This is a genomic window from Deinococcus metallilatus, assembly GCF_004758605.1.
GTDB classification, from domain to species: Bacteria; Deinococcota; Deinococci; order Deinococcales; family Deinococcaceae; genus Deinococcus; species Deinococcus metallilatus.
Genome location: NZ_CP038511.1, coordinates 332,501 through 344,542 on the forward strand (window position 1 = coordinate 332,501; position 12,042 = coordinate 344,542).

The window sequence follows — 12,042 nt, forward strand, 5'->3', positions numbered from 1 at the left end:
CCTTCCAGCCCCGCCGTCCTCCCTCAGAGGTGGTCGAGCCGCCCGCCGTCCACGACGAGCCCGGTGCCCTGGATGAAGGCCGCGTCCTCGGAGGCCAGGAAGGCGATGGCCGCCGCGAGGTCCTGAGGTTTGCCGACGTCGGCGGGGTTGATCTTCTCCACGCCACTTTTCACGTTGGGGTTGTCCCACAGCATCGGGGTGTCCACCGCGCCCGGGAGCACGGCGTTCACCCGGATGCCGCGCGGCTTACCCTCGATGGCCGCCGAACGCGTCAGGGACAGCAGGGCCGCTTTCGCCGCCGCGTATGGCGCGACCAGCGGCTCGGTCTCACGGGCGTGGATGCTGGAGACGTTCACGACGGCGCCCCCCGGCCTCATGTGCAGGAACCCCTGCTGGATGAACAGGAACGCACCCAGCAGATCGACCGCCAGCACTCGCGTCCAGTCCTCCACGGTCAGGTCGGTGAGCGGCTTGAAGGTCATCAGGCCCGCGTTGTTCACGATCACGTCGAGGGTGCCGAACCTCCCCAGCGCCTGCCCCACGCAGCCCTGCACCTGGTCGGCCTTCGAAACGTCACAGGCCACCCCCAGGGCGTCCAGTGCCCCCGTCGCCCTGACCTCCTCGGCGGCCTTCTGCGCCTGGTCGCCGTGCAGGTCGGCGATCACGACACGCGCCCCCTCCTGCCCGAAGCGGGTGGCGGTGGCCAGGCCGATGCCGCTGGCGGCGCCCGTGACGATCACGGTCTTGTTCTCGAACCGGCTCATGTTCCGTCTCCTTCGAGGTTGGGGTCGATCAGTTTGGCCGACGCCGCGCGGGAACGGCGCTCGCGCTCCCGGGCGCCGCTCTCCACCCGGCGCAGCACGGGTTCCTGCTGCTGGCTGGGCGGGAAGATCGGCAGGGCGAGGACGACGCTCTGGGTGGGGAGCACGTCGCGCCACTGGGCGATCAGGTCCCGGTACGCCTGCCCCACCGGGCGGATGTTGCGGTCCAGGTCGTAGAGCCCGAGGGGATTGACCCGCCCGTTGTTCTCGCGCAGCGCCGTGTCCCAGTCCACCTGGTCGGTCAGCGAGTACCAGGTGAAGCCCACGATGGGCAGCCCGTCGTTGCGCACCCGCAGCACGTTCGCCCACTCCTTGCGCAGCCATTTCACGGCCTCGTCGCCGTTCGGCCCCTGGCCCAGGTTCGTCTCGGTGTGCATCACCGGCAGGCCGTAGCGGGCGTAGTACTGGTTGGTGATCACCGAGTAGCCGTAGACCTCGCCCGCCCACTCGGTCCTTCCGTCCGGATGTACCAGATGCTCGTTCGTCACGTAGTAGTCGTTGCCCATGATGCAGTGGTGCTTGCGGGTCTCGTTCAGGAAGAAGTGGTACTCCCCCCGCGTCATGCCGTGATCCATGAGGTACTCGTACATCTCCGAGCCGACCCGGTGACCGTAGTTGAGATCGAGCGACAGGAAGCGGACCTCGTTCATGATCTCGGCGGGGCGGATGGCGGACGGGTTCTCGGCGTGGAAGTATTCCGTGGACTCGCTCTGGATGAAGATGGCGTCCGCGCGCACCTCCAGGATGGCCTGCATGGCGAGTACGTTCGCCCTCACGATGTGCTTCAGGGCCGTCACGAAGGCCGTGTCCGTGGTCATCTGCTCGTTCCACCAGCCGTACTTGGCCGAGAAGAGGGCGCAGATGTACATCTCGTTCACCGGGGTGTAGAGCTGCACCCAGGGATAACGCAGGGCGAAGGCGCGGGCGTAGCGGGCGAACTGCCCCGGGAAGTCCGGGTTCTGGAAGTTCCCGATCCAGTCGGGCACCCCGAAGTGGCACAGGTCGGTGATGGGAACGATGTCCCGGCGCCGCAGCTCGGCGTAGGTCTCGTCCGCGAAGCTCCAGTCGTAGCGGTCGGGGCCCAGCCAGGTCCGGTGCAGCGGCGGGCCGTAGCGCAGGTACTCGATCCCGAGTTCGCGCACGAGGTCGAAGTCCTTCTTCCAGAACTCGTAGTGGCGGCACTTCTCCATCTCGTCCATCCGGACCCGGCCGCCCTGGATGGTGGGGTACGAGTTCTCGATACCGGTCGCGAACATGAAATAGATCAAGGTGGACCTCCCACCTGCTGTCTGAGGAGAAGACGCCGCAGAACTTCCCCGAGGAGCGCGATCAGCAGCACCCCGGCCATCACGGTGACGGAACGTTCCTCGATCTGGGCGGGTTCTTTCTTCCACGACCAGCGCTGCCTCATCCGGGATGGACCCTCGGCTGAAGAGTCTTCGCCCTCCTGAATTCGGGTCTGGCATGGTCAGGCGACCACCAGGGCTTGCGGCGCGGCCTGCTTGATGCGCGTCAGAAAGAAGGCGATCTGGCGCTTGGTTTCCCGGCCGCACTCCTGGCAGACCCGCTCCAGTTCATCGTCGCGCAGCGCCTGGGCGGCCTGTTCCAGCACGGTCCAGCAGAGCTGCACCTCGTTCGCCAGCAGCCACAGATCGTGCAGGTCGCGCAGCAGCGCCAGGCTGCCCTTCTGTGGCCCGTGGAACAGCGCCTTTTCCATGTTGGCGGGTTCAAGGTTCTTGCTCTCCCCGTACTTCTGCACCAGGAGTCCCAGGTGTTCGAGATGCTTTTCGGACCACGAGGCGAGGAGCCGGCACGTCTCCTCAATGTCCGGCTCGTCCCCGTGGTGTTCGGCGACTTTTTTCAGAGCGTCCACCAGGTGCTGCTCGCTCCCGTGGACCAGGCCCAGGTAGTTTCCGACGTGCATGTCAACCATCCACCCTTTGCGTGGTCTTGGGCTGCGGGACCCCGGACTCGGAGGCGAAAGAGGTGCGCTCCTTCTCCCCCGAGACCAGGTGCCGCGCCACCTCCACCGCGCGCCCCAACAGTCCGGGGGTCGGGAGCGCGTCTGCGGCGTACCGGCTGATCCGCACGGCGGCGTACTTGAAGTGCGGCTGCTTGCTCACCGGGTCCCACTCCGTGAGGGTCAGTTCGTTGGCGGCGCGCGGGCGGCTGGGGTCGTCCCAGGAGCCGTAGTGCCAGGGAATGAACACCAGACCGGGTTCGGTGTTGCCGAGTCGGGCGCGCTCGATCACCAGGCCCCGCCGGGACTCCACCAGCACCCAGTCGCCTTCCTTGATGCCGTACCTCGCGGCGTCCTCGGGGGAAAGCTGCACGAAGGCGTCGGGAGCCGCAGCATTCAAGGCGCTGGACCGCCCGGTCTTCGTCCTCGTGTGGAAGTGGTACACCTGCCGCCCGGTCGTGAGCCACAGCGGATAGTCCTCGTCGGGCACCTCGTGCGGCTCACGGTAGTCGGTCGCCTTGATCAGCGCCCGGCCCTGAGGATCGTTCGCCTTGTATTCCTCGGGGGTGACGCTCGCGCCCGTGTCGAAGTCCTGCCCATAGGTTTCGGCGTCGTCCGCATGGGTGGGAAACACGAAGTCGGTGTACAGCCGCACAGTGCCGTCCGGGTGCCCCTCGTTGACCGGCCAGGGAATGCCGCTGCCCGCCAAAAGCTTTTCGTAGGTGAGGCCGGTGTAGTCGCAGGGCCGCCCGCGGGTGCATTCCTTCCAGGCCTCGAAGGCGCTCTCGGGGTCGTGCCACTTGACCAGGGGCTGCCCGTCCTGATCTCGGAAGTCCATGCGCCGCGCGTAGTCGAGGAAGATGTCGAGGTCGCTCCTGGCCTCGCCGGGCGGCTCGACCGCCTTGCACGAGATGTGGACCGTACGGCTGACGTTGGTGAAGGTGCCGGTCTTCTCGCCCCAGATAGCGGCCGGCAACACCACATCGGCGTACCGGGCGGTCTCGGTGAGAAAGGCGTCCTGCACGATCACGAACAGGTCTTCTTTCTGGAGGATGCGGCGGATGCGCCCGAGGTCCGGCAGGGACACGGCCGGGTTCGTCGCGCTGATCCACAGCATCTTGATCGAGCCCTGCTCGCAGTAGCGCCAGATCTGCATGGCGTGGGTCGGGGGACTCCAGTGCGGAATCTTGTTGAAGGGGACGTTCCAGAGCTTCGCCAGTTGCCCAATGTGCTCAGGGTTGCCCCAGTTGCGGAAGCCCGGCAGGTCGCCGTCCGCGCCGGTCTCCCGCGTGTTTTGCGCGGTGGGTTGCCCATTCATCTGGAGGATGCCGCTGCCGGGCTTGCCGATCAGGCCCCGGATCAGGTGGATGTTGTTCACCTGCACGGCGGCGGCGGTCGCCTGCATGGACTGGTACACGCCCTGGAGGACGGTGGAGACGAGCGTTTTCGTGTTCGCCAGAATCTCCCCGGCGGCGCGCAGGTCGGCGGCAGGCACACCCGACAGTTCCTCGACGTACTCCGGCGTGTACTTCTCGACGACCCTGTTCAGGTTCTCGTACCCGACCGTGTGTGCTTGCAGAAAGGCCGGGTCGGTCTTGCCCGCCTGGATGATCAGGTGCAGCAGCCCGTTGAGCACGGCGACGTTCGTGCCGACCTTCGGCGCGAGATGCACGGTCGCTTGCTCCGCCGTGAAGGTCCTGCGGGGGTCAATGACGATGATTTTCGGCGGATTCGGCCCGGCGAGACGGTCGAGGATGCGCGTCCACAGGACCGTCTGCTGCGAGGCGACGTTGTGCCCGACGTGCATCACGCAGTCCGTCACGTCGAGGTCCTCGTACGAGCCCGGCTGGCCGTCCGACCCGAACGACTCCTTGAGGGCGGCGGCGGCGGTCGCGGTACACAGCCGGGTGTTGCCGTCCATGTGGGGGGTGCCCAGGCCGGCCTTGCCGATCACGGCCAGGGTGTAGTACTCCTCCAGGAAGAGCTGCCCGGAGGTGTAGAAGCCGACGGCGCCACTCGTGTGTTCCTCGACGAGCTCCTGCGACTTCCGCACGATGAGGCTCATCGCCTCGTCCCAGCTCGCCTCCCGCAACTGCCCATCCCTGCGGACCAGGGGCCTGACCAGCCGGTCCCCGCTGTTGTTCGCCTCCCAGCCGTGCAGGCCCTTGGGCCCCAGGCGCCCCTTGTTGGTCATGTCAGAAGCGAGGCCGCGGACGCCCACGATCCGGCCGTCCTTCACGCCGATGTCGAGGCCGCAGCCGTTGGAGCACAGCACGCACGCCCCCCGGACCCAGCGCTCGGGCGTTTCCGAGACCCGCTCGTCCACCCGCGCAGGCCACGCCTGCCCGGCCCCGTGCGGGGTGCGTTCCCCCCAGATGTCGTTGATGCTGTCCCGCGTTTCACTGGTCATCGCCACGCCTCCTGCCCTCTTGATTGGCTTGTTCCCGCATGCCGGGGAGAAAAGTCGGCTGTCTCTGCTCTGCGCTTTCCCTACCTTGAAGTCGGACTCACCTTCAGACCATCTGCCCCCCTCTCCTCCGGCAGGGGCTCCGCGCTGAGCAGTTCGTTCTGCCGCACGAAGGCGTGCATGAAACGCCCCATCACCCGTGTCTGGGTGCGGTAGGCGTCCACCGCCGCCCGCTTGCGCGCGACCTGGGCGGGGGTCAGGTCCGCCCGGGCCCACGGCAAGGTCTTCGCCAGGGGCGGCAGGGTCAGCGGCAGCCCCGCGTGCAGGCCCTTGGGCAGCGGCCACTCCAGGCCGCCGTGCACCACCCAGTAGCGCACCCTCGCCTCCTGGCCCCGCGCGCTCATGAGCCGCATGGCGAGGTAGGAGAGGGTGCGGTGGTCGGCGTGGAAGTCCTGCGGGGCGGGGGCGAGCACCAGGTCCGGCCGGACCCGGCCCAGCACCCGCGACAGATCGGCCTCCAGCGCCCGCCCGGTGTACGGCGCGCCGGGTGTCAGGGCGCCCCGCACGTACACGGCGCCCGACGCGGTGTGTGGCGCGGTGTAGGGCTCCGCGTACTGGGTGGTGAAGAGCCGGAAGAGCCCGCCGTCCGGGTACCCGAGCATGAAGGTCCGTTCCGGGGGCACGCCCAGCAGCGCCACGGCCCGCCGCGCCTCGGCCGCCCGGGTGTCCCCCAGGGCGCGCATGTCCGCAGGGCCGGGGTCCAGCACCCGCCGGGTCAGCACCGCGTCGAACTCGAAGCCGTCCCCGGCGGTCGCCCAGGCCACGAACACCCGCGCCCCGGCCGCCTGGGCCTGCTGGATCAGCCCCGCGCAGCACAGCGTCTCGTCGTCCGGGTGCGGCGCGAGGACCAGCACCCGCTGGCCGGGGCGGAAGGGGGCCGTGGGCGGCAGGGCCGCGACCCGGTCCGCCCCCGCGTCGAACACCCGCCCCACGGCGGGCAGGTTGATCCAGGCCGCGAGGCCAGCCGCGCCGAGAACTGCCGTGGTGATCAGGACGTGCCGTCTGCGCATGGGGTCACCTCAGGATGTTCACGGCGCGGCTGGCGACCAGGACCACGGTCAGCATCGACGTGACGGCCTGGAACGTCATCAGCAGCTTGGCGCGCCGGGTGAGCGGGAGGGTGTCGGTCGGGCTGAAGGCGGCGGCGTTCGTGAACGCCACGAACAGGTAGTCGACGTACTCGGGCCGCCACCCCTCGGGGGCCAGGCCCGCCGCCCCCGCCTGGGGAAAGAGGAAGTCCGGGAAGGTCCCCGGGCGGGTTCTGCGCAGGGCGCCGCCCCGGTCGAGTTCCCAGTACCACAGCGAGAAGACGAGCACGTTCGTGACCCAGAGATTCAGCGCGTCCGCCAGCAGTGCCCGGCCCGTCGCGCCGCTGCCCCCGAGCAGGTCCCCCACCAGCAGGCCCAGCGACGTGAGGTTGGCGAGGTGCAACAGCCCCGTCAGCCCCAGCGCGAGCGGGTGGGTCACCCGGCTCAGCGCCAGGTTCGCCTGTCCGTGTAGCCGCAGGTGGCGGCGCTGGCGGCCCCGCAGCACGCTCAGCGGCAGCAACAACATGGTCTCGACCGCCGGGAGCAGCCAGTTCGGGCCGGGCGTGAGGTGTTCGCCCAGCAGCAGGTTCAGCCCCAGGACGGTCAGGATGGCGACCCGGGCCGGCCACAGCGACTCGGGGGCAGGCGTGGCGGTCACGCGCGCTCCACAGGCCAGCCCCGGCGAACTGTGAAGGCCCCCGCTGCCCGCCCGGCACCCCGGGCGGCCCCAGTCCGTTCGCGCACCCGCCGGAGTCGGCCCCAGGCTCCCGGACGCGACCGCCCGAACCTCACGTGGCCGCTCCCAGCCGGTACCCGGCGCAGCGGGACGTCTCGATGACCTGCGGCCCGGTCTTGCGGCGGATGGCGCGGACGTGCACGTCGATCACCCTGGGCTGAACCCGGGCCTTCCCGGGCCAGACACCCGTGATGATCTCGGCCCGCGTGAAGACGCGACCGGGTTGAATCGCCAGCAGTTCGAGCAGGGCGAATTCCCGGCGGGTCAGCGCCGCCCGGACGCCGTCACGGGACAGCGCTCTGCTCCCTGGGTCAAGCACGAACCCACCCGGCAGCCGCCACGTCTGCGACCGCCGGTCCGCCGGGGGCGGCGGGGAGGGCCGTTCCTGGAAGACGGAAGACTGGACCGGACTGGAACGTCCCCCCATGGCCGGGGCGCCGTTCCAGGGCTCAGCCGTGTCGCGTGCCGGGAAGGAGGGCGTGTGGCCCCCCTGCGGCCACAGGTCCAGCCCGTGGCCGGTGGCCGACCTGTCCGGGAACGCGCCGCCGATCCGGGCCTCGTCCTCGATCTCCGGAGGCTTCATGCTCGCCCCGCATTCCGCGGCAGGAGCCGCCCGCGCAGAATCTGGTACGTGCCCAGAACCCACACCAGCGAGGTCAGGCCGCCGGCCAGCACGTCGGTGGGGTAGTGCACGCCCAGCACGACCCGCGAGAGGGCCATCAGGGCGTAGTAGCCCGCGCCAAGCACCAGGGCCGGCCAGCGCAGGCGGGTGTGCCACAGCAGGAGCACCACCAGGACGGCGAGCGCCGCCGCGACGGTGCTGTGCCCGCTCGGGAACGAGGCGCCCGTCTCCGCCACCAGGCGCGGCCACAGCTCGGGGCGGGGCCGCTGGAAGATGCGCTTCATGATGGCCTGCACGCCCGCCGCGCCGCCCAGGGCCAGCAGGGCGAACAGCGCCTGGGGCCGGTGGCGGGTGAACCAGAAGATGGTGGGGAGCAGCACGATCACCACGCCCATCACGACCGGGCCCCCGAAGTAGTTCATGAAGACGCTGAAGGCGGTCAGCGCCCCGCCCGCGTGCCCGTGCAGCCAGAGCATGGCGGGCGTCTCGAAGGCGAAACGCTCCTTTTCGAGCACGTCCTCGCCGATCAAGCCCAGCACGATGAGGGGCAGCAGGATGCCGAGAAACAGGCGCAGCAGGGTGGCCGGCTGCGCGCGCCTCACCAGGTCAGTCAGGGAATCCGTCATGGCGGCAGCATGGAGCGGGGCGGTATAGGAACGGTATAGCGGCGGTATACGGGGGAACTGGGGCGGGTGCACGGGCGACCGGTCCTCCCCGCGTCACCGGCCCAGGGTCGCCAGCATCAGGACGCTCGCCGTGAGCATCACCAGGGCGGCGATCCAGCCGAGGACCTTCAGGCCGTGCGGCAGGACGAACTCGCCCATCACCCGGCGGCTCGATGCCAGCAGCAGCATCGCCGCCATCACCGGGGCGCTCGCCACCCCGTTGACGACCGCCGCGAGAACCAGCGCGCGGATGGGGTCGACCGGCGTGAAGTTCAGCCCCACCCCGAGCAGGGCCGAGGCGCCCAGGACGAGGTAGAAGCCCCGGGCCTCCAGGGGCCTCCGGGCCAGGCCGACGGGCCAGCGCAGCGCCTCGCCCACCGCGAAGGCGGCCGAGCCCGTGAGCACCGGCACCGCGAGCAGGCCCGTCCCGACGATCCCGAGCGCGAAGAGGGCGAAGGCGAGGCGGCCCGCCACGGGCCGCAGGGCCTGTGCCGCCTGCGCCGCCGTCGCGATGTGGGTCTGCCCCGAGGCGTGGAGCGTCACGGCGGCCGTCAGGATGATGAAGTAGGCCACCAGGTTCGAGAAGCCCATGCCGACCAGGGTGTCGAGCCGGATGCGCCGGAACTGCGCGGGGGCGAGGTCGGGGCGGTGGCGCAGCCGCGTCTCCCCGGGCTCGGCCCGTGAGTCCTCGACCTCCTGCGAGGCCTGCCAGAAGAAGAGGTACGGGCTGATGGTGGTGCCGAGCACCGCGACCAGGGCCTGGAGGCTGGCCGCGTTCCAGCTCAGGTGGGGCAGGAGGGTGGCCCGCAGCGCCTCACTCCACGGCACCCGCACCACGAACACCGTGGCGACGTAGGTGAACAGGGCCAGGGTGAGCCACCGCAGCCCCCGCACGTACCGGGAGTACGGCACGAACACCAGCAGCGCGACCGACAGCAGCGCGAGGAGCGCGGTGTAGAGGTGCGCGTGCCCGCCGATCAGGAGGTGCAGGGCCGCTCCCATCGCGCCCAGGTCGGCCCCCAGGTTGATGACGTTCGCCCCCACCAGCAGGGCCGTGACCCCGTACAGCAGCGGAGCCGGGGCGAACTCGCGCAGGTTGCTCGCCAGCCCCCGCCCGGTGACCCGCCCGATGCGCGCGCTGATCTCCTGGGTGGCGGCCATCAGGGGGAAGGTGAACAGCATCGTCCACAGCAGGCCGAAGCCGAACTGCGCCCCGACCTGCGAGTAGGTGGCGATGCCGCTGGGATCGTCGTCCGACGCCCCGGTGATCAGGCCGGGCCCGAGCAGGCGCCGCCAGGAAACCGTCCGGGGGCGGGGTGCGGTCCGGTTCACGGGAGCTTCCCCTGGGGCAGCGAGGTGGCTGGGCAGTCCATGCCGCGACCCTAGGGCCGCCGGGTAAAGGGGCGGTATACCGGCGGGTGCTTCTGCCGCCCCGGTCGAGACCCGGCCCTCTTCGCCACCCCTGGCCCCCGGGTCGACGCGCCCCGCTTTCCCGGGCCTGCTCCGCTCACGACGAGCCGTGCCCGACCACCTCACGTTCCGGCCCCTGCTGGCCGCCCTGCTCCTGTGTTCCGCCCAGGCGGCGCACCTCACGGTCCTGGACTTCCCCGACCCCGCGCAGCTCCGCGTCCGGGTCAGCGAGGACGACGGGTTTGCCGGGCGTGCCGACACGCCGGGCAAACCCGTGGCGCTCAACGTGCTGCGCACCCTCGCCCGCCTGCTGCCGGACTCGCCCCCGGGCGTCCCGGTGACCTGTCCGCCCGAACGGGGTCCGGCGGTGCGGGTGGTCACGGACCTGCTGGGGTACGCCACCTGCCCGTTGCCCGCCGGGACGATGGGGGCGACCACCGTCCGTATCCAGGGGGCCGCGCCCGTGCAAGGTTCCCGCGCCCGCCTTCCCGGGCGCGGCGCACCTCACGGTGACCGACCTCGTCGACACGGTGATCGTCACGGGCGTCGTCCAGGGCCGGGCAGTGCAAAACGTCCTGATGGCCAACGGCACGACCCGGCCCCTCTTCCCGGACGTCCCTGCCCTCCTGCGCGGGCAGGCGGCGCGCGGGCCGGTCATCTCCCTCAGCAACAGTCCCGACGGGCTGACGGTCTCCCCGCGGACCCTGCTGCGCGTCCACGGGCTTCCCGAGGGGCCGCTGTTCTTCCGCGAGGGCGCCGCAGAGCACAAGAGCCGCGTCCTCGACACTCTGGCGCGGACCACCACCGCCCGGTTCACGTTGATCGGGGACAGCGGGGAGCGCGACCCGGAGACCTACGCCCAGTTCGTCCAGGAGCATCCGGGCTGGGTCGAACGCCTCCTGATCCGGGACGTCGGCACCCCGGCGCGTCGCCAGGAGGTTGGGCGGCGGCTCACGCCGCTGGGCGCTCCCTTCGGATTCCTGCCCGCTGCCCCCTGAGAGGCACACTCTCCTGCCCCGGAATGACGAAATGGCCGCCCTTTCTCTACCAGGAGCAGGTCTATGACCTCAGCCACCTCGACGGCTTCACCTGCGAGTACCTCAAGCCCGCTCAGGACGGCAAACCCGCCGTCACGTACCGGGTGTTCGTGCATTTCGGCCACCACTGCTTCACGGAGAAGAAAAAGCCTGGAGACGACCCCGCGCTCGAATACCGGCACGTCACCAACCGCGACTACCGCAGCTTCGACGCCCTGCGCTACGAGCTGTCGCGGCAACTGCCCGCCCTGGTCCGGGACCTGATGGGCAGGAAATGCTTTCACACCGGACACGGCAACTCCTTCACCATCGAGGTGACGTCGCGGGAGGGTGAGCAGGTGGAGTACGAGGTGTACTTCAAACCCTACAAGGAGCAGGGCAGCAGGCAGCTCAGGCTGATCGTGGAGAGTGCTTTTCCGCGGGACGCCGACAAGCTGGAAAACCGGCCCAAGACGAAGCCGGTCAAGTTCGAGTTCCTGCTCTACAACACCCAGATGAACAGGCCGGTCAAGGTGCAAAGGTAAAAGCGACGGCACACCTGGGGTGTGCCGTCGCTTTTGAAGTTGAACTAGAACTGATCCTCTTGGTTATCCCACTCTCGGGTAGGGACCCTCTCGGGCGGTGCCAGAGCACACGGTCATCCCGTGTTCAGCGCATACCCTGACAGCGCCATCATAGCCAAAACCGGGCACAGGGTCAATGCCCGGCGGGTGTCACCCCCTCGCTGTTCGGGAGAGGGTGTTTTCTCCTGGCTCCCGGAGGCGGAGGAAGTGGTTTCGCATCTCTGCTGTTCGCTGGGGCTCAGCCTGTTCACCTCCTAACGTCACGGGGGAAGCCGCTTAAGCTGGGGCATGGCGAAGTTCATCAAACTGGAGAACGGCAGTTACGTGAAAGCTGCGGCCAGCCACCGGATTCACCTGGAGAAGCACACCGACCCCAAGTTCTGGAAGCTGAACGCCCAGCTTTCCAAACCAGAAGGTGGCGCGGAGTGGGCCTACCTCGCGGGCGAGTTCGGCAGCCTCAAGGAGGCGGAGGAGGCGGTCAGGAAGCTCGGCAAGTAGAGCGTCGGGGCGGAGGCGACAGGCAGGTGCAGGGGTTCCCCCAGCGTTATGGACCCTGGCCCGTGAACCTGGTGCTGGTCGGTGTACAGCTCACTGGCGCCGACATCAGGCCCGGCACGAGAAACCTCCGCGGGGCCACCAGGGGCCACCTCCCGGGTCAGGTCAGCGGAATGGGGGTGCGCAGGCTGGACAGCTCTGGGAGGGTGACAGGTGGCGCTCTCCGCGGCCCGGCTCG

13 protein-coding genes are annotated in these 12,042 nt (G+C 69.6%); 3 read left to right on the forward strand and 10 right to left on the reverse strand.

Annotated elements, in window-relative coordinates; translation table 11 throughout:
• Window positions 1-23: 23 nt before the first annotated feature.
• The 10 genes from E5F05_RS05460 to E5F05_RS05505 form a co-directional block, all read right to left on the reverse strand.
• On the reverse strand, window positions 24-764 hold the full coding sequence (locus E5F05_RS05460; RefSeq protein WP_102125956.1) for an SDR family NAD(P)-dependent oxidoreductase: 741 nt from the start codon (window positions 762-764) through the stop codon (window positions 24-26).
• Entirely contained in the window at window positions 761-2,089 is a 1,329-nt protein-coding gene (locus E5F05_RS05465) for a family 1 glycosylhydrolase (protein ID WP_201262712.1), read from the reverse strand. Before E5F05_RS05465 ends, E5F05_RS05460 begins: the two co-directional genes overlap by 4 nt.
• Before the next feature lie 200 nt (window positions 2,090-2,289).
• Window positions 2,290-2,745 (reverse strand): molybdopterin oxidoreductase, encoded by a 456-nt coding sequence (locus E5F05_RS05470; RefSeq protein ID WP_102125955.1) that lies wholly within the window; start codon window positions 2,743-2,745, stop codon window positions 2,290-2,292.
• 1 nt (window position 2,746) lies between these two features.
• On the reverse strand, window positions 2,747-5,191 hold the full coding sequence (locus tag E5F05_RS05475; RefSeq protein ID WP_102125954.1) for a molybdopterin oxidoreductase family protein: 2,445 nt from the start codon (window positions 5,189-5,191) through the stop codon (window positions 2,747-2,749).
• Window positions 5,192-5,271: 80 nt separating this feature from the next.
• Window positions 5,272-6,258, reverse strand: a complete 987-nt coding sequence (locus E5F05_RS05480; RefSeq protein ID WP_102125953.1) for a PIG-L deacetylase family protein — start codon at window positions 6,256-6,258, stop codon at window positions 5,272-5,274.
• 4 nt (window positions 6,259-6,262) lie between these two features.
• Window positions 6,263-6,934: a hypothetical protein gene (locus tag E5F05_RS05485; protein WP_129117608.1), complete on the reverse strand. Its 672-nt coding sequence runs from the start codon at window positions 6,932-6,934 to the stop codon at window positions 6,263-6,265.
• Between the two features lie 130 nt (window positions 6,935-7,064).
• A complete protein-coding gene (locus tag E5F05_RS05490) occupies window positions 7,065-7,595 on the reverse strand; it encodes a winged helix-turn-helix domain-containing protein (RefSeq protein ID WP_129117609.1) in 531 nt (176 codons plus the stop codon).
• The gene (locus tag E5F05_RS05495) at window positions 7,592-8,260 is read right to left on the reverse strand and encodes a phosphatase PAP2 family protein (protein ID WP_102125950.1); all 669 of its coding nucleotides are present in this window, start codon (window positions 8,258-8,260) and stop codon (window positions 7,592-7,594) included. Before E5F05_RS05495 ends, E5F05_RS05490 begins: the two co-directional genes overlap by 4 nt.
• Before the next feature lie 93 nt (window positions 8,261-8,353).
• The gene (locus E5F05_RS05500; protein WP_129117610.1) at window positions 8,354-9,631 is read right to left on the reverse strand and encodes an NRAMP family divalent metal transporter; all 1,278 of its coding nucleotides are present in this window, start codon (window positions 9,629-9,631) and stop codon (window positions 8,354-8,356) included.
• Between the two features lie 175 nt (window positions 9,632-9,806).
• Window positions 9,807-10,250: a hypothetical protein gene (locus E5F05_RS05505; RefSeq protein ID WP_146719920.1), complete on the reverse strand. Its 444-nt coding sequence runs from the start codon at window positions 10,248-10,250 to the stop codon at window positions 9,807-9,809.
• On the opposite strand from E5F05_RS05505, the gene E5F05_RS05510 reads away from it, so the two are divergent.
• From E5F05_RS05510 to E5F05_RS05520, 3 genes are all read left to right on the forward strand, one after another.
• Window positions 10,219-10,707 (forward strand): phosphatidate phosphatase App1 family protein, encoded by a 489-nt coding sequence (locus E5F05_RS05510; protein WP_164973359.1) that lies wholly within the window; start codon window positions 10,219-10,221, stop codon window positions 10,705-10,707. The two genes, E5F05_RS05505 and E5F05_RS05510, sit on opposite strands and share 32 nt — an antisense overlap.
• 23 nt (window positions 10,708-10,730) lie before the next feature.
• Window positions 10,731-11,270: a hypothetical protein gene (locus E5F05_RS05515; protein ID WP_129117612.1), complete on the forward strand. Its 540-nt coding sequence runs from the start codon at window positions 10,731-10,733 to the stop codon at window positions 11,268-11,270.
• A 327-nt stretch (window positions 11,271-11,597) separates the two neighbouring features.
• Window positions 11,598-11,807 (forward strand): hypothetical protein, encoded by a 210-nt coding sequence (locus E5F05_RS05520; RefSeq protein ID WP_129117613.1) that lies wholly within the window; start codon window positions 11,598-11,600, stop codon window positions 11,805-11,807.
• Window positions 11,808-12,042 lie beyond the last annotated feature (235 nt).

What these genes read in the sequence shown, in the direction of transcription:
- E5F05_RS05475 (WP_102125954.1), bottom strand. Translation starts at nt 5,191, where the DNA reads ATGACCAGTGAAACGCGGGACAGCATCAACGACATCTGGGGGGAACGC.
- E5F05_RS05490 (WP_129117609.1), bottom strand. Translation starts at nt 7,595, where the DNA reads ATGAAGCCTCCGGAGATCGAGGACGAGGCCCGGATCGGCGGCGCGTTC.
- E5F05_RS05495 (WP_102125950.1), bottom strand. Translation starts at nt 8,260, where the DNA reads ATGACGGATTCCCTGACTGACCTGGTGAGGCGCGCGCAGCCGGCCACC.
- E5F05_RS05520 (WP_129117613.1), top strand. Translation starts at nt 11,598, where the DNA reads ATGGCGAAGTTCATCAAACTGGAGAACGGCAGTTACGTGAAAGCTGCG.
- E5F05_RS05460 (WP_102125956.1), bottom strand. Translation starts at nt 764, where the DNA reads ATGAGCCGGTTCGAGAACAAGACCGTGATCGTCACGGGCGCCGCCAGC.
- E5F05_RS05515 (WP_129117612.1), top strand. Translation starts at nt 10,731, where the DNA reads ATGACGAAATGGCCGCCCTTTCTCTACCAGGAGCAGGTCTATGACCTC.
- E5F05_RS05480 (WP_102125953.1), bottom strand. Translation starts at nt 6,258, where the DNA reads ATGCGCAGACGGCACGTCCTGATCACCACGGCAGTTCTCGGCGCGGCT.
- E5F05_RS05470 (WP_102125955.1), bottom strand. Translation starts at nt 2,745, where the DNA reads ATGCACGTCGGAAACTACCTGGGCCTGGTCCACGGGAGCGAGCAGCAC.